The sequence below is a fragment of the Vibrio sp. Vb1166 genome, assembly GCF_033338695.1.
In the GTDB taxonomy this organism is placed as follows: Bacteria; Pseudomonadota; Gammaproteobacteria; order Enterobacterales; family Vibrionaceae; genus Vibrio; species Vibrio alginolyticus.
This window is the reverse complement of record NZ_JAWOTE010000030.1, coordinates 23408-48777: the sequence shown is the minus strand read 5'-3', so window position 1 is coordinate 48777 and position 25370 is coordinate 23408. Positions and strand designations below refer to the sequence as shown.

Here is a 25370-nt window from a genome sequence, read left to right as displayed (position 1 = left end):
TTAGCATGAGTAGTTTTACAGGCAAAGCCGAAACGGATGATAACCACCTACTGAAGTAGGTGGTTTAGGGCTGAAAATAAAAAACCGGCGATTTCGCCGGTTTTATTTTTGTTACTTCAAACTTGGGAGTCCACTAAGCAACGTATTTAGCTGCTCCCCAACATCACCAACGTTTTCAGGCGCGATAATATCTTCGTGCGAACACTCAAAATAATGCTTGTGCAAGCTGGTAATAAATGGCTTCCAATGCGCATCAATGTCATACCCCTCCGGTAAGGTACGTTCAGCCACAAACAAATTCACCTCACCATCATAAAGTGATGATTTTGCACTAGATAATAGCCGAACAGCATCTTCATAGTTCGATGTAATATCTTTAAACATCGCCATACGTTGCTTGTCCAATTCATCATCTGTAATGTCATTTGCTGCTAAGAACAAATCCTTTTCTCTTTCGATCTCGTCTTGCGCCTCTTCATTCATTGGCCCTTCCCAATCTTGGCCTTCAGGTGGGTAGGTATCTAGCAAGCCTAAGAATGCAACTTCTTCACCTTGACGTCGCAGTTTAGATGCCAATGCTTGAGCTACTGTTCCACCAAAGGAATAGCCTAGTAAATGGTATGGCCCTTCAGGCTGTAATTGCTTCAATGCTTTCATATGAATATCACAAGCATCTTCCATGTCTCGCCCCGCAGAGATGGCACCATTTGGACGTGGTGATTGCAGACCAAACACTGGATAGTGACCATCCAGATATTTAGGTAAACCTGTATATTGCCACGCGAAGCCAGAGGCGGAATTGATGCAGAAGAGCGCAGGACCAGATCCCGCTCTTATTGGCAGGACTTCACCAAAGCCAGCAAGAGTTGGATCGTTTAGCGCTTCATCGTCTAATAATAATGCCGTCAGTTTCTCTGGTGTTGGATTCACCATGATTTGACCAATGGTCACAGGAACATTAAGAATTCGACGAATATCTGCTGCCAGCTTCATTGCCATTAATGAGTGACCACCTAAGGCAAAGAAATCATCTTCTGCAGACAGAGTATCCAGCCCTAACACGTCAGCAAATATGCTCACAAGTTGAGTTTCCATCCCTGGTCGTGCCGTTCGCCCAGAACCAGTAACAACGTCACTCGGGAGAGGCAACGCTTTGCGATCAAGTTTGCCGTTGGCACTTAATGGGTATTCTTCCATCAAGATAATGGCAACAGGAACCATGTGAGCTGGCAAATGCTCTGCCAGTTTGCTGCGCAGAGTTTCGCTCTCCGTTTCGACACCATCATTGAGGATCGCATAACCCACAAGCTGGCGATCATCCGCACCCGCCATGGCCTTTTCATTACTCAAGGATTTTGCACAGACAAGGGCCTGCTTAACACCTGCAAGCGATTGAAGCGCCGTTTCGATTTCTCCCAGTTCAATCCGTTGACCACGAATTTTTAATTGATCATCACTTCGACCAAGGTATTCGATTTTTCCAGAGGGTAGCCAACGAACAACATCTCCTGTACGGTACATACGCTCCCCACTCGAGAACGGATTCGCAATAAACCTGTCTGCCGTTAATCCACTGCGGTTCAAATAGCCGATAGCCAATTGATCACCAGCTAGATACAACTCACCGGGGACACCCACTGGCGTTTCTCTCAGGAAGCTATCTAGCACATACACCTGCGTATTCCATACGGGTAGACCGATCGGCACACTCGTCCCTAAGCTTTCAGCTAAAATAGAACCAAAAGCCGGACAATACGTCACATCAACCGCCGCCTCAGTTGGACCATATAAGTTGTGTAATGGCGCCTCTATCCAGCGTGCATATTGATTAGACAGTTCTTTCGATAATGCCTCACCAGAACAGAAAACACGCTGTAAGCTTCGAGCGACACGCTCACCTTGTTCATGACTGTTTTCTATCGATGCCATAAACGCAGCAAGCATAGACGGTACAAAGTGCATGGTTGTCACTTTGTAGTCATTGATGATCTGCATTAACCACTCCGGATCTTTATGCGATTCCGGTGGTGCCATGACCAAGCTCGCACCTTCAATCAGCGGCCAGAAGAACTCCCAGACGGAAACATCAAAACTGCATGGCGTTTTTTGCAAGACCACATCTTGCGCATTGAGTGTATATTCATGCTGCATCCATTTCAGGCGGTTTACGATAGCCTGATGCGAAACTAACACGCCTTTCGGATTCCCTGTCGAGCCAGATGTATAGATAATGTAGGCCCCATGATAAGGCGTAAGTCCATCCTTCTCTTCCGTCAGCGTGGAAGCCACTGGTTTAGGAAGTTCATCCAAAATCAGCAACTCTCCGAATGCAGAAAAGCGCGCTCGGTGCTCAGATGTCGTGATGATCAGCTTAGGCTTCGCATCATTGACCATGTACGCCAACCTTTCGTCTGGATAACCCACGTCAAGCGGTAAGTAAGCGGCCCCACATTCAATAATACTATTGAACGCAAGACTTAACTTCGTACTTCGTGACAACGCAACGGCAACAATATCGCCAACACTCACTTTGTGCTGCCAAAGTAACTCTGCTATCGCTTTCACCTGCCCTCTCATTTCGCGATAAGTGAAACTTCGGTCTTCATCAATCAAAGCAAGCTTCTCGGGCGTTTTCTCAGCTTGTTGCGCCATCAACGAACGCAAGGTTTGCTCTGGTAACGCAACTTTGGTCTGGTTAATACGTTGCTGTAACTCAATTTCATCAGCAAGACGTAAATCTAACTGGGTCAAACTTGCCTCTGGTGACGCGATAATCGCATCTAACACTTGTTCAAAGCGCTGCATTACTTGCTCAGCGACACCCGCTGTATCGCGGTATTCAAACAGAATATGGATCTGCTCACCCGGTAACACTAAGAGCGTTAATGGGTAATGAGTGTAGCCACGGTTATGAATATCGCACAGCTGCGCCCCTGCATAGTCTTTGTTAAACCAATCAGAATGGTCTGGATAGTTCTCAACCACCAGCAGCGTATCAAATAGCGTTTCGCCGCCAGCCAATTGCTGAATTTCACCCAAACCAAGTTCATCATGCTCTAGTAATTGAATCTGAATTTCTTGATGCGCTATTAGCTGCTCAAGCAAACTTAGCTCTGGTTTGAGTTTCATCCTTACCGGAATGGTATTACTGAACAAACCAATATGTTCATCAATCCCTTCCACATGACCAAAACGACCTGATATCGGCGTACCAAACACTACATCTTCTCTGCCCATCATGCTGCCAAGAATGCTCGACCAAACACCTTGCATTAATGAGTTCATGGTAAGGCCATAGTGGCGAAGTAGCTGATTGATCGCTCGAGTTTTGTCTTCTGGGATAAACAGTTCGAGCTCGTTGAGCCTATCTGTGACGGGAATATCTTCAAATGCAATGGCTGGGTTCACGCCCTGTAACACATCCACCCATCGTTGCTGAGCGGCTTTTTTATCTCTTCCCGTAAGCTGCTCAACAACACTGGCATAACTTGCACTAATCGGCGTTAAAACATCAGCACTACTTGCATATGCCGTTAGGAAATCTCTCAACAAAATCGGCGTCGACCAACCATCAACCACCAAGTGATGAGCTGAGATGTACAAAGTACTTTGGTTATCACCATGATAAATCACACTCGCATTTAATAGTGATTGTTCAGGGTTGCTGAGATCAAACTGACGCGTCAGCTCACTTTTCTCATAACAAGTCAGATACGCTTGCTGCTCGCTTTCTTCCATCGAAGTAATGCTATGACTCTCGATTGGCCACTCACCAAGCTCCTTAGGAATAAGCTGAACGGTTTTACCCAGTATATCACTATCAAACTTAGCCATTAATTGAGGATGACGGCTTATCACCACATTAAGAGCACGCTTAACATGTCCAATATTGATTTCACCGTTAAAGGTTAAGCGCGTTGTTGAATTGTAATTACTGTTCTCATCACCCAGTTGTGACTGGAATAACAATCCTTCTTGTAAAGGCAAGGCCGGAAGCACATCTGCAAGCTCACCATATCGCTTTTCAAGACTTGAAGCTTGTGGCAATGAAATACCGACAACCGTCAATTCAGCTGGCACTTTTAGCTCTTCAGCCAACATTGTTCTCGAAGAAAGCCAATCAACTATGGAATTCAGATTCTCTTCAATTTTATCACTAATAACATCGATTTCATTTTGGCTAAACTGGAATTCGTTCCATGACCAGTTCAATGCAAATACGGGCGCGGCTGCATTTTCATCGACAAAAATATTCAGTTCGAGATCGTGCTGCAGTGCTTGTTCACTGTCTAACAGAACAGCAAAGGTATCAGCAAATTTTCTAGCTCGACTTTGTGGCGACCATTTCTCTGACGATTGCTCAAATCGGCCCAAATAGTTAAAGAGTACCGACGACTTATAACGACTTGCTAGTTCTTTTAACTCGTTACGATGAGGATTATCAAGATGGAGCAAAGCCATATACCCCAACCCTTTATCCTTAATACTCCGTTTGGCTTGCTTTACCTCACGCAGCAAGTCAACCGTTGTCCCTGATTCCGGCAACGCCACAACCAAAGGATACTCTGTGGTAAACCAACCCATGGTTTGGCTTAGGTTGATGGACGAGTCAAACTCTTCTCGCCCATGAGATTCAAGATTGAATTTAATCGCCTCGTTGCCAAACACATTAGCAATGGCAGCACTTACGGATGAAAGTAAGATTTCTTCAATATCAATCGACTCTGACAGTTGACCGAACTCAAGCACACGCTCTGTAGTAGCGGCTGCCAGTTTATTTCGGCAATGCTTAACTCGGCAATCCTCTTGCGCAGGTTTGAACGGTGTGACAGAACGACTTTCTCGTGCTCGCCAATCCGCCATTTGCTGAGCCGCGACATCCAAATAATTGTGCAGCGCATGAGACCAGGTATTGATACCCGTGACTTCGTTTGGAATGGCGATGTCATGACCGGAAACTTCCGCGCGAGTTAGTGATTTAAGCTGAGGCAATAACACACGCCAAGAGACACCATCAATCAACAAGTGATGGGCTAAGATCATCAGGCCACATTGCCCTTTACTATCACTTAACATCACTAACCGTAATAACTGACCATTAGCCAAGCTCATTGTCTTACCATACTGATCAAATATGGCATCAATATCGGCATGTTTTAGCTCGCCTACTGTTAGATGCTCCACCCACGATGCGACATCAAGTTGATCTATCGATTCGATATAATATTGCGATTCTTTCTTTATTAAGCGACACACCGAATTCATCGATACCAGTTTCACCAGCGCTCGTTGTAGCGCACTCAACGTAACATCAGCTTCGATTTCGACAAAGACACTTTGAACATAGTTGGTGTCCTCCGAGAAGGTATCTTCAAACCATCGCCACATTGGCAACGGCTTTATTTGCCCTTCTTGCGCCACATGCTCTTGCTGGTTAAGTAGCTTCATCACTTTTGCCATATCACCGACTCTACGGGCGGCAAAGATTTCTTTGGGGCGGAGTTCGAAGCCAACTTTACGCAAAATGGTGCCAAGCCCCATTGCGGAGATACTATCCCCACCGAGGTTAAAGAAATCATCTGAAATGCCAACATCAGCAACACCAAGCAATTCTGCAATGGCACTACATAGAGCAACTTCTTCTGCTGTAACCGGAGCTATCACTTCTTCGCGATTGGTAAGATCAATGTTTGGTAATGACTTTCTGTCGATTTTCCCGTTGACGTTTAACGCAAACGCGTCAAGGATCATCAAACCTGCCGGAACCATGTATTCTGGTAATGCCTGACTCATTTCATCGAGTAATTGCTGCTCAGAGGTATGCCCCTTCGCATGACTGACTAATGTGCAATACGCAATTAAACGGTGTGAATCTCCAAAACGTTCTGCAATCACCACGGATGAATCCACATCTGGGATATTGTTGATTGCGCTTTCTACGTCCCCAAGTTCGATACGGAAACCACGAATTTTGACTTGATCATCCGTTCGACCAATAAAGTCTAACTGCCCATTCTCGCGCCATTTTACTAAGTCACCCGTACGGTACATTATCTGACCGTGCTCAAATGGATTGGCAACAAATCGATCTGCTGTCATTCCCGGTTGATTCAAATAGCCTTTCGCCAGCCCTGCACCTGCAAGGTATAACTCACCGGCTACGCCGACAGGCACTTCTTGCAATGCATTGTTCAAAACATAGGCTTTAGCGTTGAGTATCGGACGGCCAATCACAGGGGTGGTATCTGCATTTAGAGGAGCACTCACGGCATCTACGGTAAATTCTGTTGGGCCATAGAAGTTCTCTACCAACAATTGAGGGTAATTCCCCACCCGCTCCCACAGTTTTTCTGGTATCGCTTCACTGCCGATGAGAACCAGAGTCGGAGTATAAACCTGCTCCATAAGCCCACTATCAAGCATCTGATTAAACAGCGATGGGGGTAAGTCCATTGCATCGATGCGGTCGTTTTCTACACATTTAACTAATTCATAGGCATCTTTGCGCTGATCATCATCGTAAAGATAAAGCGTGTGCCCGCATAGCATCCAAATAACTTGTTCCCAAGAAGCATCAAATGAAAATGAAGTCGTATGTGAGGCCCTGACCGTAATCTTTTCCGGCTCAGTTGAACGATTTGTCGCTAGGCTTGATATCGCCTTCCCAAAGATAGAGTTTTGATGAGAATGAAGTAAATTAAGTAACGCGCCATGTGTGTTCATAACACCTTTCGGCTTACCTGTTGAGCCTGAGGTAAATACGATATAGGCGACATCATGCTTGGAGATATCAATCTGTTCTGGGGTTGAAATCTGTTGAGCGGTTAATTCAGCAAGTGTTGTGCAGTTTGCTAATTCCCCCCATGACAGGTTTTCTCTATCTTCAACAATAACTGTTTGAGGTTGAGCCTGTTCAAGGATAGTCTCTATACGCTCTTGGGGATAATCAAGATCTATTGGCAAGTAAGCCCCACCACAGCGCATGATAGCCAGCATAGTAACCACGGTTTCTGGACTTCGAGGCAATGCCACGCCTACAACATGCTTTTGTTTTATACCCAAAGTACGCAACTGAGCAGCGCGCTGCTCAATGGCTTCACGCAGTGACTGAAAGCTCCATTTTTGTTGCTTATAAACGAGCGCAGTTTCATCTGGTGTTTGTGCAGCATTGCGTTCCAAAACATCAAGAACAGACTTATCTTGATACGGATCTTGCCATCGATTGCCAACAGACCAATCATCAATACTTTGCTGTTCACTTTGAGGAACAAGTGCAATTTCAGCGAGTGTAATGGATGGGGTTTGCGCGATTTGCTCTACCATGTTGGCAAATCGATTAGCATGAATCGTTAATGATTGGGTATTATACTTTTGCGCATTGGCTGTGATCTCAATCTCGAGCTTGCTGTTACTTAATGCAGGAGAAAATTCAATATCATCGATCGGACCTGCAGATAAGATATTCGTTTTCGATTTATTGCTACCAACATGCAGTTCATCTTCAAATGGCTTGAAGTTGAGCATTGGTCCGTACAAGGGTTGCCCTACTTTGCCTAAATCACGCGAGATTTGCTCTGCATCATACATTTGGTAACGACGAGCTTGTCTGATGGCTTTATTCATCACCCGAGCGACATCAGTAATACTCATAGTTTTATCAACAGAAAATGCCAAAGGTAGTACATTCACAACCGCACCAGAGGCACTCATTGCCGAACTGCCCATTCGGCGCATAAACGGGAAGCCGACACAGACGTCGTCATTGCCACTGTGTAAATGTAAATACGCAAACACAAGAGCCATTGCGAGCTCTGAAGGCAGTACATTATTGCCTTGCGCATGTAGCCAATCGCCACCACGAAGACTAATGTGCTGCTTAACAACACCAAAACGTGCCTTATCGGTTCCACCTGTGGTTAAAGAAGGCGGAGCGGGCAACGACCTTCCGGCCTCCTTCCAAAAATATCGTGCTTTGTCGTATTGCTCTGATTCGATAAATTGACCATGTTCCGCGACTACCTTGGCCATTGGTGTAAAACCTTCAGGCTCGGACGTTCCGAGTGTCATGTGATTGTAGTGACGGGTGATATTTTGGCTAATTGCGTTAAAACTGAATCCATCAACATCAATATGGTGATAACGCTGGTACCAAAGCCACTTTGGTGCTTGCTTGGAGCCAATTTGAATTAGACAGTGACGGTAGCGTCTTACATTGCCTTGAATATCAATGGCTGTTTGCAGATCTTTTTCCATCCATTCCAATGCAGCATTTTTTGGCTGCTCTAAATGGGAAAAATCGAAAACCTCCAGAACATCTTCTAAAGCCGTTCCGGCTAGAAATTGCTGTTTGATTACGCCTTCGACTTCTACATAACGACAATGTAATGAATCTGCAGTGTTAAGCCCTTTGGCCACTGCCTGCCTAAAAACCGACGTATCAACTTGACCTTCAATTTCTACATAATGTGCGACGTTGAATTCTTCAGGGTTTGGCATCATTTGCTGAGCGAACCAAATTCCTTGTTGTGTGCCCAATAGAGGCCATAAATTATCTTGCACTTGTTGAGTGCGCATTGGTTTATTCCTTAGAAATTTAATTATTATCGTCGTGGCTATTTGTTTGTTTTTTACACACGAATGTCGTGCCAATTCGCTTCGATATAATCAATGCAGCCTTGCTTTAGTGACGGACCAAATGTGCTTTTCCAGCCAGGAGGGATCCCTTTGAACTCAGGCCATAAACTATATTGATTGTTGTGATTAATCAGCACAAAGAACTGGTTTTCAGGTTCGTCAAAAGGATTAATGTATTTCTCAGACATAGTTAACTCCAATCATAGAAAAATCAGGATTCAAAATTAAAAACATATGACAACCCATCAATGATGCCTCCGCGCCAACACAGGCGTTCATGTCCACCATCAAAGGTGCGAAACGATAACCGATGGTTTTGTTGCTTAAGTTGCTGGTATAGGTCTTGGCTCAAGTCCACCATGATGTCTTCCCCTAACCCAACTTCCATAAAAACACTTAGCTTTACGTTAGAACCAAGGCCAGAATGAACCAATTGACTCATTTGAGTTAAAGGTTCGCTTGTTTGAAGAGGAGAATATTCACTAGGTGGCTTCACTAACGAAAAATCAGGCCACCAGAATGAACCCGACTGACAAACAACCGCACCAAAACGGTCCGGATGGTTCAATCCGGCATACATCGCACTCAAACCACCAAGGCTTTGCCCAACAACAGCCGTACGATTAGCCTCATTAGTAATTGGGAAATAATGACCAACCAACGGCAGCAGTTCTTGAGTGATAGCCTGCCAAAACAAAGGGTTGCAACTGAATTCTTCACTACGCAGCGCTCCATTGATTTCATCAATGAAGACATACAAGGCAGGTGGAAGCTGACCGCTGCTCGTCGCATCGGTCAGCGCACTGAACAGAGGCATGGATTGAGACCAAAATTGACCATCTAAGACTAAAACCAATGGCAGTTCATCCATTTGGTCAGCGCTGGCTGTCGAATACAACCAAACATAGCGCTCATTACCTAAACACTGGCTAGTCCAAGCCAGCTGCATGCCCGCTCCTGCCTGAACATTGCCATTTTTTGTATCGAACCTTGACCAAGCACTTTGCGATACTGCCTTTGGCATAGATAGCGGCGTTTTCGAACGTCCCCATTCGCAGGCTGACAAATTGTTTTTACTTAAATCATCGCGAACACTAAGAGGAAAAATGGTTCTCAACCACTCCCGATGCTTGGTGCGTTTCTCTTGGTATGTTCCGTGGTACGCTGGTTGGACGCGTTCATGTGTCACTGGAATAAACGTGTAGCTCCCACGCCACGTACTGTTTACCCTTGCCTTATAAAACCAAACATCCGTTCCTTTGACATGAGTAAGCCTTGCCATATCAAAGCTGTGATGATCAGTAATACCATTGATATCAATGTATATTTCCTTAACACTGTCATCCGTGTTTCGCCAAAGAAATAGCAGCTCAACGCTTGTATTATCTTGGGAAAGGATAAAAGGTGTTCCTTTTGTCTGCACCTCGTTCCACCAACATGGGGCTCCTACTTCTTCATTATCTTCAAGCAAACCACTTAAAACACTATTGATATTCTTATTTTCTATTATTCGAAAAGCCTTTATATCCATCACAAATCCAACTTGTACGTCGATACTTCATGCATATCTTCTAGTAATGAGATAGCACAAACTTATATCATCATTGTTGTAAATAATAATAATTATCATTAGTATTATTGCCGCAACACTTTTTTACATAAATGTTGTTACAACATCAAATGTTTTCTTCTTTTTTTATTAAGGAATACTCAGGTCATGAAGCCCATGGATTTAAACAGTGGCATCACCATCACTAATACTGGCAAGACTAAACTTGCCATGCTCATTGGTGTAATTTGCCTTGGAGCCAGCACCACTCTTTCAGCAGAGCAAGTGGACAACAGCAATACTAAGAAAGGCCAAGAAACCCTAACAACCCTAGAAACCATTGTGGTACTTGGTGAAAAACTCGGTGGTACACTTGCTGAGAACACAAGCTCAGTCACCGTTTTTACTGATGAAGCAGACAATGGCGAAGATCAAACATACTACGATCTACTCGATCGCGTCCCGAATGTACTGAATGCCCCTTCTGGTATTCCACATATTCGAGGTGTCGATGGTCGTGGGCCTGGTGAAGGCTTCCTTTCCTTCATGACAGGAGCGACACCAAGGGTGAATACAACCGTTGATGGCGTGTCAGAGTCATGGACTGGTGAAGCCTTTGGTAAAGCCGGATTGTGGGATACAGAACAAGTAGAGATTTATAAAGGCCCTCAATCAACCAACCAAGGCCGAAATAGTATTGGCGGCGCGGTGGTCATCAAAACCAAAGATCCAACGTTCCACTTTGAAAGTAAAGTTCGTGGTGGCTACGAAAACGAAGATGACAAATATCACTTAGCTGGTGTTGTTTCTGCCCCAATCGTGTCTGAAAAGCTCGCATTTCGATTAGCCGCCGAGGGCACAAAGGGTAATACACCAATTGATTACTCGCTGCCCGATAATGACCAATATCCATGGGACCCTTCTGAAGTTGAATCCTATAATGTGAGAGGTAAGCTGTTATTCAAACCGATGTCTAACGATAAGCTTACGCTAAAACTAACATTGGCTAGCCGTAATGAAGAAGGTCAATATACAAATCTGGTTTCTGAAAAAGGTAAGTTTGAATACATTGATGAAAACGGTACTCGACGTCAAACAACCGAAAGCTGGAATGCAAATTTTGACATAAATTACTTAATCAATGATGAATTAACCCTTGATGTATTGCTTGCGCGCCGAGACTATAATACGAAATTCAAAGCTTATCCTCGTACGGACTGGTGGGGTGATGTTGATGAAAAAAACTACACCGCAGAAGCGAAGCTATCTTATAACTCGTTAGATGACAAATACAATGCCATTGTCGGGGTAAGCAGTTTTTACAAAGATCAGGATACGCAAACAGACTCGATGAAGCGTAAAGATAAAGTTCTGACCAACTCAATTTACTTCGATTCAAAAGTCCAGCTCAATAACCGTTGGGGCTTGCTACTTGGCGCTCGTTACGAAAAAGATGAGCTGAAGCGTGATTTTGACCACGCAAGGTTCCCACTCGATTTCAATGCTGATGAAAGTAACGGTATTTTGCTACCAAAAGTCGGTGTAACTTTAAATGTATCAGACAATTCAATGCTTGGACTTACTGCTCGTAAAGGATACAACGCTGGCGGACTTGGATACAACGAGTACCAACAACAGGTCTTTGTGTTTGAGCAGGAAGAAGTCTGGACTTATGAGCTAAGTTCCCGTTCAACTTTCCTTGAAAATAGACTTGGTTTGACTGCAAATGTCTTCTACAACGACTATGAAAACTATCAAACGGTCGTGTATGGTGACAGTGGAAATCGTTTCGACAATTACATAGCAAACATCCCTAAAGGAAAAACATACGGTACTGAAGTTGAAACCAATTACTGGTTTGACTCAGGTCTGGACGTATTCGCATTTGTAGGCTTGTTAAAAACAGAAATCACCGAAGGACCAAGCGGTACTGTTGAAAACTTAAATGGGAATGAGTTCAGCTATGCACCTGAAGTGTCGGCTGGTCTTGGCTTCACCCAACAGCTAGATTCGGGCATTTTCTTTGGTGCTCGTGTTAATCACGTAACGGATTACTTTACAGATCTCGCCAACACCCGAAGTACGTCAGCAGGCGACTACACCATATTGAATCTCAATGCAGGTTATGCCATGAATGATCTCACCATTCGGGCCTACATTAAGAATGCAACAGATGAAGATTACGTTCTTCGCCATAAGAATGATCTTATCGAAATGGGCGGACCTCGTACATTCGGTCTTGTGGCTGATTACCAATTCTAACAACACAAAGTGCTCCGATGTTATTGTTATATAGTAACTTAAGGATGTATTGTCTATTAAGGCAGATAAATCTGCTTTTTTCGTAACGTTTATTAAGTACATCGTGACTTGTGTGTACGGCATGTATAGAGAATAGTATTACTCCCTACCAAAGACAAAATAAAGAATCGCAATTAGTCAACTCAATGGATTCCAAAGGAATCCATTTTTTTCTTCACAAAGCTAAAATGATTAACTACGGTATATCAGTGAATACCTGATGCTCATCAGCCAAGGGCAACTGTTGTACTTGTTGGGCTTCAGCTTTCTGTATGGTTTACTGCATTCGGTTGCCCCTGGACACGGTAAAACGGCAGTGACGTCAATGAGCTTGATTCATGGCTACCGTCGCCGACAAGCACTTGTGTTAATGGCGATTATTGCCGCCCTACAAGCCGCGAGCGCGTGCATTCTTTTCGTGATTACTGCCAAGATTGCAGAGCAGTTTGCTTTCAGCCTTTCCGATAATGTTCGTCTGCTGACGCAAGGTTGTGCGGTGTTTATTATCTTATTAGCCTTGAAAGAGTTTGCGTCTGTGGTTAAACGCCGTATCAAGCAAACACCATCTCAAGAAGATGATGACTCCGCAGGTTCTAATGACAATATTTCATGGAAAGCACTGCTACTCATCGGCTTCCGCCCTTGTACTGGTGCGGTGCTGGTCCTGTTTCTCTCTAACATGCTAGGCAGCTTAATGTGGGGCATGGTCGCGACATTCGTGATGGCTTTAGGAACGGCAATGACCAACTCGATATTGGTGTTCAACGCTTTAACGATTCAACGCCAAATGAAAAATCACAGCGCCAAACCCAATGCCAACTTGAGCAATACGCTTAACCTCGTGTTAGCAGTCACCATGGTGGCATCGGGTTTTATTCTCTATAACTTTGCCAGCGTGGCAGGATTGCAGAACTTCGTCAGATAAGTACCGCCAGCAATAAACGCAAAAGCCCCAACACTTGGTTGGGGCTGAATTTACATTGATTTGTATTTCAATACTACGTGTTACTTAGGCTCGCGCAACAGGTACAGCATCAGCTTCAATGGCGTTTTCGCGATAATGCTGTGAGGCAAATGCGCGTCCATCAACAACCAAGCGCCAGCTTTTAGTTCCTTCGCCTCTTCTTCTAACGTGAACGTACATTCTCCTTCGAGTATTTGTGCAATCGCTGACACTGCTGCAGTATGTTCGCTCATTTCTTCACCTTCGGCGAAACCGAAGATAACGCCTCGCAAACGCTCACTTTTGTACATAGGACAACTCGTAATGCCCGCTTTGGGGATATCCACTTCGCTGGCGAGATCTTCATACAAGGTGTATTCAAACATGATTTAGCTTTCCTTCTTTCTTGCGACAAGCGTTATCGCAGATAGGTTCTTTTCGTGTTTGCGGAAAATCTTACGCATGCCTAACACACGCTTTCTCGCTTGCGGTTTAGTCAGTACGTTTTTCACGATTTTTAAGAACCCACTCAAGCCTTCATCGGCGATAACACGTTTTGGTTCGAGTAAATGCATTGGAGCAACGGCTTCAAATTCAACGACCAAGCCATTCTCTTCCATCAGAGCTTTCCACTCAGCGGGGGTGATGGGTTTGGCGGGGTGTTGAATGGTCTCGGAAACTTCTCTTTGAATCGCGCGCTTTTTATCTTCATCGATTGTATCTGGCGTAATGCACAACTCATGGATACCGTAACGCCCATGAGTCGCGAGGATTCGAGCAGCCTCGGCAATAATTTCGTTTTTACGCGCATCAGATTGCATCGTCAGCATGGCTTCGCCGTAAACCACAGAAGCGCATTCCGGCTCTAACCCTGTCTCTTGTGCATTCCCGACATGACAACGTTGGTTTGAACCCTGTAAGTAAGAGCGAACAATCTCGGCTGCCTGCTGATTTTGTTCGATAGCGGTGTAGCTTGCTGGGGATTTTTCCAAGCACAAACGTGCGGTGTAACCCATACCGGGTGCGAATTCGACAACGCGGTCATCACGGGTAATTGCCAACCCTTGCAACATTTTTTGTGTCAGCTCTTTGCCACCAGGACGCAGCACTTTCTTACCCAGTTGAGCGAGTACCCAGTGTCCCGGTGTTTTTGTCACTTCTCGCCCTTCATTAGGCATGGCTAATCGTTTAGACATAATGACTCCTAAGCAAAGATGGCGACGGGAACAAAAAGAACGACCAGACCGCACAAGGCAACCCATCGAAATACGTGGCTAATACCGTCCATAACTGTTCTCCTTTCTCAGGTTGGATAAGTTGGCACATTAATCAATAATGATTATTATTTGTATCTTATCCTCCAAGTCCGAATTTGCTGCTTGATAATTATCAAGCTAAGGAAAACAGCGTGCCCGGCTCTATTGTTTCGCTCCTTAACGAAGAAGAAAAAACACAACTCTTCTCAAAACGCTCGCCTTTGCATTGCGATGCAGGGCATCAACTGTTTGAACGTGGCGAACCTGCGGAAAAAATGTATTTGGTAGAGAGAGGAAAAGTTTCATTGTTTCGTTTGATGCCAAACGGCGACGAAAAGCTGTTTCGAGTATTCATGGCGGGAGAAATGATTGCGGAAATGGCGATGTTTATGTCCCCAAGGACCTATCCGATGAGTGCCCGCGTCGTTCAGGACACCGAGCTGTCTGTTTTCCACTACCAAGATGTGTTAGCGGTGTTTACTCAATCTCCACAAACTTCATTAAAAGTAATGAACTACATGACAAATCGCATCCACCAGCTGATGGATACCGTGAACATTTTGACGCAAGTAAACGCGAATCAAAGACTGGTGATGAAGCTGGCTGACTTCTATCGCGCTCAATCGAGAAGCGAAGGGAAAATTAGGTTACCCGTGACGAAAAAGCTGCTTGCAACACAGCTAGGTATGACGCCAGAGACGCTTTCTAGAACGTTCAAAAAACTGAAAAACGATGGTTTTATTACTGAGTGCGAAAGTCATATCACGCTGCTAGACATTCCCGCCATGTGCGAAGCCGTTGAACTGACACCAGAAATATTCCGACGCTCGAAGCGCTGATGTCAACAAAACTGAATCAGTGAGAGGAGGCTTCAGATTGCTGCCACAACTCAATAAGCTCACCGAAGATCCCGGTGCGATGTTTTACTGCCCTGATCTCATCATCAAAGCCGCGAATTATGATCTAATCCAACAGCCCAATAATGTTGTTTTACTCGATACCATCGCCCAAGCTTATTCCGCAAATAGTAAGTTCGATGAATCAGCAAAAGTTCGAAGCAAATTCCTAATACTCGCTCGTAACGATTACGAACGCGCTAGTGCCCATTTCGACCGAGGCATGGCATTCACATTTGCAGGGAAACATGACGACGCTATTTCAGATTACACCCAAGCTATCCGAGTCATCCCATCGGCTGCGCTTTATGCCAACCGCGCCAGCAGTTACGCCAGTATAGGCAATTTAACTTCATCAATAACCGACTACACAACTGCTCTTTCAATGTCAGATACCGGAAGTGACAGCTATAATCGTCATCTCCTTTATCGTGCACAAGTTCTGACAAAAGCTGGACAATTTCCTGAAGCGATCACGGACTACCGGAGATTGATTGCGATAGCACCAAGTAATGTTGAAGCACGCAAGGCTCTCATTCTCGTGCTTGCAGATTCTGGAAAACTGGATGAGGCAAATATCAGTCTCATCGAATTTAAAGAAAAATTTCTAGAGGACTTCAAACAATTCAGGTCAAAACTGGTCAGAATTCCTACGTTAGCCGACCAATCGGGAATCTCTGCCTCCAACCGCCTCAAACCGCGTCTGGAGGCAAAAGGAGAGCGAGCATTGTTGCACCAAATCAAAGAACTTGTACGTGGTGGCAAGTGGATCATGTATGGTAAGAACCGTATAGAATATAAAGCCAGCCCTGCGACATTGCGTCCCGCCCTATCAGGTCATCTTCAGATCGTTAACGTGACTTGCGTCAGCGATGGCCCTCAAAGTGACCTCCATCCTGTTACGAAAGGAGAGCGCCTTATTAAAGGATGTCCGAAAGACCTGCGACAATGGAATGTTTCAAACCTAATGGTCGATCTTTTAAAAGCAGACCCATTCTCACTTGATATTATTGAACCGACTTCAACAATTTCTGTAGGTGAAGGAGCCATTCTTCAGTTTGGCTACACTAAGGATAAAGAGAAAATAGGATGGCGCGATTGTATTGACGATGGCATTTTTAGCTATCAGGCTTCAGGAGAGGAAACGCGACGAGGACTTATTCCACCAGGACTGTTCTGTAAGGGGCAAGCGAATTGCAGGCAAGTTAAAGCACTACTTTCCGATCTCATCAAACGGGTTCAGAGAGCTAACCCAGAGTCCGCTCCTTCCTATTGGGATACACTCGGGTATCAGATCAATCAGCGCTTGTGGATACCTGAACGATCTGGGAGCAATCAAAGAAGACGGAAGCGAAGACAAGACCACAATGGCAAACTTATTTGCTTCCCGTGGATATGGTTTAGGGCTTATAGAACGCTATAATGCCTCTCTTGCTGATTTGAATAAGGCGATTGCACTCGATCCGACTAAAGCCGTATACTTTGATGTTCGTGCTATCGCAGCTGACCATCTAGGGAAGTCGGAGCAAGCTTATAAGGATCGTGAAACAGCCTGCTCTCTAGAAAAAAAACACTGCAAATAGTGGAAAACTACTCAATTCTATCTTGGTTTGTCATTTGTCAAAATTCCCAATTCGCTACTATGGTGTAAGGTCATGAAGTCGGGGGGAAACAAACCAGTCTTTAGTGACTTCATCCGGCTCCTTTACTCCAACCATAGACGCGGTCGAAAATGCGTTCGACGAATCAGCTGTATTTTGATCACTTTTCTCAAGTGTTAGCCTAGGTTTTGTGGATCTAAAACAACACTAACCACCAGTTCAGTTCCCATTGCGTACTGATTGAACTGCGTCTTGCTCGGTTTGTTTATCGCTTTTATACCTTAGTTCTTCAAATATCATTACTCTTCTTTCTCCTGCTCTAACTTGCTGTGGTAGAGTTCAAACAGGATTTGGTTGTCTAAGAATTGCATCACTAGGAACTCAGCAGATTATGTATTGTGGGGCTGCGGGTGATTTGCAGGTTTATGCGCTTGCTCGCATTAGCACATTTCAAAGACGCGCAGTCTCGAATCCAAATCACTAGGCTCCTCGAAATCAGCTGAAGCAGATTGAACAAATAGGTACAAATACTCCTAGCTGAGGAGGCTGAAGGATTACATGAATGATCAACCAGCTTCTCTTAGCGCTGGGGGAGCGTAAGCAGTTACGCCCGTATATTATGACCCGAGCGATGGATTCATCCGGTGGGCGATTAACTGATCGCGATATTCATGCTTATATTGTTAAGGAAGGTTTGGTAAGCACTATTATCCGGATCCAATCTACTAATTGCTCAATCACATGGTTTTTCCTAGATAACTTCACGCCCCAAACAAACATCCCAATCAATCCCAGAGCCCCCAAGACGACTTTAAAAAAAATCGAAATTGAAGTCATCAAGATCCCAGAACACATGGAACTTGAAGTGGTAAATGTAGGTTCCCAGATGAAGCCAGTTTCGGTCAGCAAAATACCACTGCCCACCTAAAGTGGCTGAGCATGGAACAAGACCATTCAACAAGAATCACCTACAAAAATAACGTGATACAAATCACATTTAAAAGTTATTTTCCGGTGTAACCCCAAATGTCACCCCAACCTAGGGCAAAATTTATTTTATTCATATAAAACAAAAACTTGAACAAAAAACCAGAATCCCTCTTAAATGCTTTGTTATGGCGATGAACTCAAAGTTAGCTCTTGTATATCAATTTGGTCTACTTCCCTACCCAATATCCGCTTGTACTCGACTAAACGATTAACTGGGATGACTGGCAACTCGATACCTTGATAATCTTTAAGAACTGATTCTGAAAAGTAGATTTCAAGCTGGTGCCAAGAACCATCTTGACGTGATTGTATCTTCGTATGTTGAGACAAACCGATTTCAATTTTTTGACTTTGGTAAACCAACTGGAAATACTCTAAATCCCAACCATATTCGGCATAATGATCTAACGGCTTTGATATGTATTTTGCTACATGCGATAACACCTTGTCTGCGTCAGAGTTATGAATATAAAGATCTATATCTGCGATTTCCCGACTACCACCATGAATGGTTGCCGCTAACCCACCGACTATTTGATACTCCACATCCTCTGCATCCAAGATTTCTTTGAGCCACTGCAAGGCTACTTTAACTTTATCACTCATCTAGTTCCCTTAGCTGAATTTTGCCCTGCGCCATAACGCCTTGCTAAGGTGTGAAGTACGCAATGACCAAGCCGCCGCATGGCACTTCAACACCAAAAGCACCGCATACTAAAAATGCCACGCGTGCTGAATCACGCTTAAGCAATTTGTTAGGTGCGTAACCACAGCTGATAAAAGTCAGTTTCATCGTGCTTTGGATTCTTACGCACAAACTCCCAATTATGGCGCTTGTAAAAAGTAAGAGCCCTAGTGTTAGTTCGACTTACTGAAAGTACTGCACGCTTACAACCTGCTCTAAACAAGACATTTGCGATGTAATCCTGCAACTTAGGAGCTAGCCCTAAGCCACGGAAATTTGATTTTAAATAAATCAGATGCACATAACCAGTTTCAGGCTCTGGTGAAAAACTGCGAAACTCCAACTGTCCTGCGAACTGACCAGAAACAAAAATATGAATGTAGAACTACTCTGGAGTCACCAAACGCTCAATAACTCGCTCGCGATAACCACTAATGAAATCATCGAATCCGTCGTAATGACCGAAACTACAAAAGTATGCATCTTTTCTAGCATCAACACATAAGTCTAAATCATCGATACTTATTTGCCGAAAAGCGATTTCCATATCTACCTTTTCCCTCTAGCACCTAACGCCGCATTAAGTGGTGAGCAACGCAGACCACCGCACTTAAAGTATTGTACCGTAAACACTAAATTCAAAGTAAACCAAAAATGCCGAGCGTTGGGAATCCGTCCTAAATGCTTTGTTAGCAATATGGCTTAACCCTATGCACTGAACTCTTCTAATGCTGAAACTGCCGCTTCTGCTTTACCACTTTGAACAAAGATATGGTCGTGATAATAAGCTGCAATGACATTAGCACTAATACCCTTTGATGCTAACTTGCTAGCCACTGCTGCTGTAAGACCTACAGCTTCCAAACTGGAGTGCACCGTCAGAGTTATTTGACTATATGTACCATCAAACGACAAACCTGCCTTTTCTGCCGCTGATTTCTCTAGAACCAAAGTTAAACCCTCAGATTCAATAAACGTGGCAACTGGATTTAGGTCAACATAGTCTGCTAGCACACCAGAAACTGTACAAAACACAAACTCTGATTCCATTAGTTTTGGACTCATCGAACGCAATAATTCGTCTAGGTCTGTGATACCTGACATATCGGTTTCCTCTTATATTGCTAACGCCGCATTAAGGTGTGAGCAACGCTACCACCAGACGAAACCTGTACGCCTTAAACACGAAACCCAACGATGACATAAAAAATGCCAAGCGTTGGGAATCACTCTTAAATGCCTTGTTAGTTTTTTGTTTCTAGAGAGTGCTTATTTTCCAAGTCTTCTACCTTATTTTTAAGTTTCTCTAACTTTCGAGAATAAATAAAGAAACCGATTTGAGAACATACTACGGCCACATAGAACAGGTTATCTCTATGTTGAGCTGGAGCATCATTCCACAACCATATAGCGAAGACAGTGACAAGCACATAAGAAATAATATTTGAAATCATTGATGAAGCCCCGAAACCAATCGTACACTTCGATTTTCTAACTCTGTATTAACTTTTTTTAATTCAGACTTATTAAACGCAACAGATCCCCAAATGACAAGCATAGCTAAACCACCTCTGCCAAGTTTACCTCTAGCTTTAGATTCCTTGTATAGGTCTTTGAGTCCAAGGCTTGAAGCACCAATACCTATATAACTAGCGAAATTGTCTAAAAAGCTATGAAAATCTTTATCAGACTGTAACTCTTTCTCAGTCATTGACCACATGCCATATTGTGGGTTAACAAAAGTAGTGTCTAGCGCTCCTGTTACTAGTTTTCCCATTAAGGCTCTATTCGAAACACTTCGTATCAGTTTCATAGCATCTACTCGTTGCTTCTGACTGAGATGTCTATACAAGATCATCGAACAAATCGCATCTACTTCTACTTTTCCAGTCCCAACAAGTAGTTCTGGTTTAAAACCGATTATTTTAGCTAATATTCTTAATTGTTCTTGCTCATGGCTTGGCAAATTATACGGTAAACTGCTAACTGAAATTACGTTACTCATCACTCATCCATGTATAATTTTAGGGCTTATTTTATGAAGTAAAAAGAACAACATATGCACTCAGTGGCGTATAGGAAATGTTATGAAACTAACGCCCTGTTAAGGGGTGAGCAACGCAATACTGAAGCCGCCGCATACCACCTTAAACACTAAAAACCAACGCATAGCAAAAATGCCACGCGTTGCGAATCCCTCTTGAACAGTTTGTTAACTGAGCGCCTTTCAGTTTTCGCCGATCTTTCAGCCACTTTCGCCAAAGCTCGTTTTGCTAATTAATGATTAGCAAAGCTAACTCAAATATGTATTTAACCAAAAAATTACCGTTTATCTTTAGTTTGAAATGCGTCTCACAACACCATACTTCGGCGATGTAAGTGCGCCGAACTAATCGCGAATGCCTTATATTATTAGAAGGCTTTGTGCCGCCTTTCACATCAGTAAACTTAAGTATCAAACTGAAATTAGTCGCATTAGCTCAGCTAAGGAAACCGACCGAACACGTTAAATCTCTGAACCGAGAAACTGTATCATTGTGCTTTCGTATTTTCTGCGCCAGTTAACGCCGCATTAAGGTGTGAGCAACGCTACCACCTGACCTAAACCATACCACCGTAAACACGAAACCCAACCTTGAGCTGAAAATGCCAAGCGTTGGGAATCACTCTTAAATGCTTTGTTATGTGCATTTTTCCACTTAACTCAACTTTCGTAGTTAACAAATATGCTACTGTTTGAGCAATAAATTACATTATGGCGGTTACTTTGGTTAGCGAAATACCTGAAGGTGCATTAGATACGCCTTATCGTAGAAATAAATACATCTGTGACCATATTTATGTAGCTTACTCCCCGTCTATAGATGTCTTTAAAATAGGGATTACAAAGAACCCTAGGCATAGACTGTCTAACATGAAGTCTGTAGGTATTGGTGGTGTTAAGGATTGGGAATTTCACTGCGCTTACAAAGTGGGCGTACAAACTGCTCATAGCTATGAAGTCAGCATATCTCGTCAGCTCTATTGCTTTAATATTGAGCTTAACTATCTAAATAAAACCTCTGCAGACTACTCCCGAGAACTTTACAAGTGTGACATTAAGATAATCAAAGCTGCTTTTAAAAGTGTTGGTGTAATCATTCCGATCTCAAGCGAAGTGCTTCGGAAAAAATTTGTTGAGTTCGTTCCACAAACAAACTTTTTGAAATGGGTAAACTTAAATAGGGAGAATGTTGGCTTAAGCGCTATGACGATGTTAGAACTCGAAAACTCTAAATTTTACACCATTCCCAATACTGCAAATTTTAGTTGAATTTGATTGTGCACATAACGCCCTGTTAAGGTGTGAGCAAGGTAATACCGATGCTACCGCATACCACGTTAAACACTAAAACCAACGCATAGTAAAAATGCCACGCGTTGCGAATCACTCTTAAACAGATTGTTATGTACCGCCTCAAAACAAGGCACTTTCAATTTGGAGCCATTGCTCCATAAAAGGGATAAAGTCCCTTTGAGGTATGAACTTCTGTGCCGCTGTATTATTTTTTAAAAATACTTCCTCCAAAGCCCACACATAGTGGTCGGCGTAAACAGCCCACGCCTTTGCTCCATCGTTAAGCTCTAATCGGGATAGAGGCTTGACAGACAGATAGCCTTTTAATAAAGCTAATGACCTATGAAGCTCCAAATCGAACATATACATGCATGCTCTCGCCAATTCATAACCAGGAGGCATGTTTTGCACTAAATCCCAGTCGATCACATCGCTTACTGTGCAATTAGAATCAAAAAAGACATTGAAATGATGAAAGTCGCCGTGGATTAGTTGCCTGCTTGTTAACGGGGTATATGAGTGCGTAGCTTCTGAGCTAGCTAGATAATCACGCTGTTGTTTTACTCTTCGTAGCACCGAGTTATTCATATCAAATTCACTATTTGTTTCAATAGCTGCGACTATTTTTTGTAGTCTATCGACCCAAGCACTTTTATCCCAAGAAAGCTCAATTGTTGGAAAGTCGTTTCCAACCTCGGAAGCGAGTTGAACATGCAGGTCAGCAAGGGCTTTTCCCAACTGAAAAGCATGAAACGCAGACAGAGCACTTTTTTCGATTAACGTTCCTTTTGCTTCAGGAAATAGAGCATAAAACTCATCACCTATTTTACAAAAGGAGTGGTGATCGCGCGTCAAAACAGGGGCAATTATAGTATTCAAATTTTGCGATAACTTTCTCAGCAGCTCATGTTCTAACTTGATCTTAGCAACATTGCGAACACTATATTTTCTAAGATAATAAGTCTCTGAGGATTGGATACGAAAAACATGATTCGTCGCACCAGCTGATTGACGTTTTATACTAGCGCCAGCACCAATCTGACTCCAGTTTTCACCAACCTTACGAACAAAATCACTCATAATTCCAGTTACCCCTTAGGTACATAACGCCCAATTAAGGGGTGAGTAACGCAACACAGATGCCGCTGCAAACCACCTTAATCACTAAAATTAACGCATAGTAAAAATGCCACGCGTTACGAATCCCTCTTGAATTGTTTGTTAGTACGCTGCCCGCAAAGCCTTTGGTACATACCAATACATTGAAATATAGCACGAAGCTGTTGGCTTAAAACCATGAAGCTAAACGGAAAACTGCCAAACTGAAAACTAACTTCAAGACGTAAGTTGGCTAGAAGAAAAACATGCTTCACTGCCCTTTTCACTGTTTTCAAATTAGCAAAGAATACGGGCTTCAAACTTGAACAGCTGCGACAAAGAAACGCTTGTTTTTCCGAAAATTTCTCAGCGCCAAAGAAACCACGCCAGAGAAATAGCCCGAAAGTTAGAAACCGTAAACGATAAACCCAAAGCGAAAACTTCACATCTAGTGCCACCGGAGCGAACCTGAAAGGCACATTTGATCAGATGTAAAGCGAGGAAAAGAAACCAATAAAAACAGAAACTTTTAGCCTTTGATGCCAACCCAGTACTAACGCCGCGTTAAGGGGTGAACAACGCGATGCCACCCAACTTAAACCATTGTGCCATAAACACAAAAGCTAAGCTTTGAACCAAAACTGCCATGCGTTGAGAATCCCTCTTAAACGCTTTGTTATGTGCGTACTAAAGTTGTACGTACAATCTCAGCATGTCTTTGTGTTGAATACCATTTTCATAGATTGGCTCTGGATAATTCAGCAAAAAGTAATCTTTGACGATTGAGTCAACCCGAAAGCCAAGACGCTGATAATAAGTCAGTTGATAGCCAAAGGTGCCTGTACCCAGTTCAACACGTGAGATTCCCTTACTTGATAACTGAGACAGAACCGACTTAAGCAATTCAGAACCAACACCTTGACCTTGTAACTTTGGATATACAGAGACATTGAATATCTCAGCAAGACTATTGGTTTGTAGCTTCACTATGCAAGCAGCTAAAACACGCCCATTATCTAGTGCAGCGAAGCACCATGAATCGGATAAATATGAAGAAACACTCGCTTCAGAAGGATCGGCTTCAAGCAGCAAATCTAGCGGAATCTGGCTACTTTTGACTTCGATATATTGCATTTTTCCTCCAAGCACATAACGCCGCATTAAGGTGTGAACAACGCAACCACGAAACTAAACCTGGCCACCGTAAACACTGAACTCAACGATAGAATGGAAAATGCCAAGCGTTGAGAATCACTCTTAAATGCTTTGTTAGTTGCACAATGCGCACTGAATTTTATGTTTATTTTCAGTGATATATTCTATGTCATTTAGATAGGCTTGGAGATGACCTTGCTCTATATTTTCAACAAAGGATTCATCACCATTTTTCGCTTCCCTACGCATGAATGAAACTAAAGCCTGTAATCGCTGAACCATTGCGTCAGCTAGGTGATTTCTTTCGGACTCCGTAGCACCGTAACTATCACAGAATAGTTTAGCTCTAGCCACCTGCTCACAGATTGTACCTAACTTATCATTTCTGTCTGTTTTGAAAGGTGACCAACAATAAACCGAATATGCTAAATCCCATATTCTTGGCGCTGGGTGCGAAGTATCGAAGTCAAATACACCAACAACTGTATTCTCGGAAAGGGAAACATTGTACGGGGTAAAGTCACCATGACAGATTACCTCAAAAGGCTCTCTTGGCTCTAGCATCCACTTGTGTGTATTAACATCTAATTGTTCTAAAAGCAGCGCAGTTGAGTCATGTATCTTACGCAATAATTTGGCTGCTGATATGAGTGCATCATCAGTTGCGATTGCACCAACTAGTGGGTAGTTATAAGTATTACCAGCAACAAAACTTAGGACTTCCTGATCTTGGCTAACACCAAGAAATTTGGGGCATTCAGCTACATTTTCTCGCTCAAGATGCTTCAAAATAAGGTGAATTGTAGAACTCCACGGTTGCACAGGTCGATAGACAACTTCACCATCTCGATATATTGCGGACTTTCTTCCGCCTGCTAATTCTTCCACGAAACCTCCCTGTGCAACTAACGCCCTGCTAAGGGGT

The 25370-nt window shown here is 43.5% G+C and carries 18 protein-coding genes and 1 pseudogene; 6 read left to right on the top strand and 13 right to left on the bottom strand.

What is annotated here, in order from left to right; genetic code table 11:
- Positions 1–111: 111 nt before the first annotated feature.
- From R7E51_RS21030 to fes, 3 genes are read right to left on the bottom strand one after another with little or no spacing between them, the layout of a single operon-like run.
- Positions 112–8574, bottom strand: coding sequence for an amino acid adenylation domain-containing protein (locus R7E51_RS21030; RefSeq protein ID WP_206958498.1), 8463 nt, complete (start codon positions 8572–8574; stop codon positions 112–114).
- A gap of 53 nt (positions 8575–8627) precedes the next feature.
- On the bottom strand, positions 8628–8822 hold the full coding sequence (locus R7E51_RS21025; protein WP_206958500.1) for an MbtH family protein: 195 nt from the start codon (positions 8820–8822) through the stop codon (positions 8628–8630).
- 23 nt (positions 8823–8845) lie between these two features.
- Entirely contained in the window at positions 8846–10165 is a 1320-nt protein-coding gene (fes, locus tag R7E51_RS21020) for an enterochelin esterase (RefSeq protein WP_206958502.1), read from the bottom strand.
- A 186-nt stretch (positions 10166–10351) separates the two neighbouring features.
- On the opposite strand from fes, the gene R7E51_RS21015 reads away from it, so the two are divergent.
- Positions 10352–12445: a TonB-dependent receptor gene (locus tag R7E51_RS21015; RefSeq protein ID WP_017634328.1), complete on the top strand. Its 2094-nt coding sequence runs from the start codon at positions 10352–10354 to the stop codon at positions 12443–12445.
- A 259-nt stretch (positions 12446–12704) separates the two neighbouring features.
- The gene (locus R7E51_RS21010; RefSeq protein WP_206958503.1) at positions 12705–13409 is read left to right on the top strand and encodes a nickel/cobalt transporter; all 705 of its coding nucleotides are present in this window, start codon (positions 12705–12707) and stop codon (positions 13407–13409) included.
- Between the two features lie 80 nt (positions 13410–13489).
- Here the strand turns inward: R7E51_RS21010 and R7E51_RS21005 are convergent, their stop codons facing one another.
- Both R7E51_RS21005 and R7E51_RS21000 read right to left on the bottom strand, forming a co-directional pair.
- Positions 13490–13813, bottom strand: coding sequence for a cupin domain-containing protein (locus R7E51_RS21005; RefSeq protein WP_017634330.1), 324 nt, complete (start codon positions 13811–13813; stop codon positions 13490–13492).
- A 3-nt stretch (positions 13814–13816) separates the two neighbouring features.
- Positions 13817–14623 carry a class I SAM-dependent methyltransferase gene (locus R7E51_RS21000; protein WP_206958504.1) on the bottom strand — a complete coding sequence of 269 codons (807 nt, stop codon included), beginning with the start codon at positions 14621–14623 and terminating at the stop codon, positions 13817–13819.
- A gap of 212 nt (positions 14624–14835) precedes the next feature.
- On the opposite strand from R7E51_RS21000, the gene R7E51_RS20995 reads away from it, so the two are divergent.
- From R7E51_RS20995 to R7E51_RS20985, 3 genes are all read left to right on the top strand, one after another.
- On the top strand, positions 14836–15522 hold the full coding sequence (locus tag R7E51_RS20995; RefSeq protein ID WP_206958505.1) for a Crp/Fnr family transcriptional regulator: 687 nt from the start codon (positions 14836–14838) through the stop codon (positions 15520–15522).
- A 37-nt stretch (positions 15523–15559) separates the two neighbouring features.
- On the top strand, positions 15560–17002 hold the full coding sequence (locus tag R7E51_RS20990; protein WP_017821433.1) for a tetratricopeptide repeat protein: 1443 nt from the start codon (positions 15560–15562) through the stop codon (positions 17000–17002).
- A gap of 740 nt (positions 17003–17742) precedes the next feature.
- Positions 17743–18108, top strand: coding sequence for a hypothetical protein (locus tag R7E51_RS20985; RefSeq protein ID WP_206958506.1), 366 nt, complete (start codon positions 17743–17745; stop codon positions 18106–18108).
- 185 nt (positions 18109–18293) lie between these two features.
- On the opposite strand, the gene R7E51_RS20980 is transcribed toward R7E51_RS20985, so the two are convergent.
- From R7E51_RS20980 to R7E51_RS20960, 5 genes and pseudogenes are all read right to left on the bottom strand, one after another.
- The gene (locus R7E51_RS20980) at positions 18294–18776 is read right to left on the bottom strand and encodes a hypothetical protein (RefSeq protein ID WP_017821432.1); all 483 of its coding nucleotides are present in this window, start codon (positions 18774–18776) and stop codon (positions 18294–18296) included.
- A 43-nt stretch (positions 18777–18819) separates the two neighbouring features.
- Positions 18820–18963: a hypothetical protein gene (locus R7E51_RS20975; RefSeq protein ID WP_017821431.1), complete on the bottom strand. Its 144-nt coding sequence runs from the start codon at positions 18961–18963 to the stop codon at positions 18820–18822.
- A pseudogene (locus R7E51_RS20970) lies at positions 18926–19402 on the bottom strand (GNAT family N-acetyltransferase). Before R7E51_RS20970 ends, R7E51_RS20975 begins: the two are co-directional and overlap by 38 nt.
- A 161-nt stretch (positions 19403–19563) precedes the next feature.
- Positions 19564–19959: an ACT domain-containing protein gene (locus R7E51_RS20965; protein WP_017821429.1), complete on the bottom strand. Its 396-nt coding sequence runs from the start codon at positions 19957–19959 to the stop codon at positions 19564–19566.
- Between the two features lie 346 nt (positions 19960–20305).
- Positions 20306–20860, bottom strand: a complete 555-nt coding sequence (locus tag R7E51_RS20960; RefSeq protein WP_017821426.1) for a hypothetical protein — start codon at positions 20858–20860, stop codon at positions 20306–20308.
- 750 nt (positions 20861–21610) lie between these two features.
- On the opposite strand from R7E51_RS20960, the gene R7E51_RS20955 reads away from it, so the two are divergent.
- Positions 21611–22168: a GIY-YIG nuclease family protein gene (locus R7E51_RS20955; protein WP_021707816.1), complete on the top strand. Its 558-nt coding sequence runs from the start codon at positions 21611–21613 to the stop codon at positions 22166–22168.
- Between the two features lie 144 nt (positions 22169–22312).
- Here the strand turns inward: R7E51_RS20955 and R7E51_RS20950 are convergent, their stop codons facing one another.
- From R7E51_RS20950 to R7E51_RS20940, 3 genes are all read right to left on the bottom strand, one after another.
- Positions 22313–23272: a phosphotransferase gene (locus R7E51_RS20950; RefSeq protein WP_017821423.1), complete on the bottom strand. Its 960-nt coding sequence runs from the start codon at positions 23270–23272 to the stop codon at positions 22313–22315.
- Between the two features lie 705 nt (positions 23273–23977).
- Entirely contained in the window at positions 23978–24424 is a 447-nt protein-coding gene (locus tag R7E51_RS20945; protein WP_017821421.1) for a GNAT family N-acetyltransferase, read from the bottom strand.
- 135 nt (positions 24425–24559) lie between these two features.
- On the bottom strand, positions 24560–25333 hold the full coding sequence (locus R7E51_RS20940) for a phosphotransferase (RefSeq protein ID WP_206958507.1): 774 nt from the start codon (positions 25331–25333) through the stop codon (positions 24560–24562).
- Between the last annotated feature and the right edge of the window lie 37 nt (positions 25334–25370).

What these genes read in the sequence shown, in the direction of transcription:
- R7E51_RS20980 (WP_017821432.1), bottom strand. Translation starts at nt 18,776, where the DNA reads ATGAGTGATAAAGTTAAAGTAGCCTTGCAGTGGCTCAAAGAAATCTTG.
- R7E51_RS21005 (WP_017634330.1), bottom strand. Translation starts at nt 13,813, where the DNA reads ATGTTTGAATACACCTTGTATGAAGATCTCGCCAGCGAAGTGGATATC.
- R7E51_RS20985 (WP_206958506.1), top strand. Translation starts at nt 17,743, where the DNA reads ATGATCAACCAGCTTCTCTTAGCGCTGGGGGAGCGTAAGCAGTTACGC.
- R7E51_RS20945 (WP_017821421.1), bottom strand. Translation starts at nt 24,424, where the DNA reads ATGCAATATATCGAAGTCAAAAGTAGCCAGATTCCGCTAGATTTGCTG.
- R7E51_RS21030 (WP_206958498.1), bottom strand. Translation starts at nt 8,574, where the DNA reads ATGCGCACTCAACAAGTGCAAGATAATTTATGGCCTCTATTGGGCACA.
- R7E51_RS20950 (WP_017821423.1), bottom strand. Translation starts at nt 23,272, where the DNA reads ATGAGTGATTTTGTTCGTAAGGTTGGTGAAAACTGGAGTCAGATTGGT.
- R7E51_RS20960 (WP_017821426.1), bottom strand. Translation starts at nt 20,860, where the DNA reads ATGAGTAACGTAATTTCAGTTAGCAGTTTACCGTATAATTTGCCAAGC.
- fes (WP_206958502.1), bottom strand. Translation starts at nt 10,165, where the DNA reads ATGGATATAAAGGCTTTTCGAATAATAGAAAATAAGAATATCAATAGT.
- R7E51_RS21010 (WP_206958503.1), top strand. Translation starts at nt 12,705, where the DNA reads ATGCTCATCAGCCAAGGGCAACTGTTGTACTTGTTGGGCTTCAGCTTT.
- R7E51_RS20955 (WP_021707816.1), top strand. Translation starts at nt 21,611, where the DNA reads ATGGCGGTTACTTTGGTTAGCGAAATACCTGAAGGTGCATTAGATACG.
- R7E51_RS20965 (WP_017821429.1), bottom strand. Translation starts at nt 19,959, where the DNA reads ATGTCAGGTATCACAGACCTAGACGAATTATTGCGTTCGATGAGTCCA.
- R7E51_RS21000 (WP_206958504.1), bottom strand. Translation starts at nt 14,623, where the DNA reads ATGTCTAAACGATTAGCCATGCCTAATGAAGGGCGAGAAGTGACAAAA.
- R7E51_RS20975 (WP_017821431.1), bottom strand. Translation starts at nt 18,963, where the DNA reads ATGAAACTGACTTTTATCAGCTGTGGTTACGCACCTAACAAATTGCTT.
- R7E51_RS21025 (WP_206958500.1), bottom strand. Translation starts at nt 8,822, where the DNA reads ATGTCTGAGAAATACATTAATCCTTTTGACGAACCTGAAAACCAGTTC.
- R7E51_RS21015 (WP_017634328.1), top strand. Translation starts at nt 10,352, where the DNA reads ATGAAGCCCATGGATTTAAACAGTGGCATCACCATCACTAATACTGGC.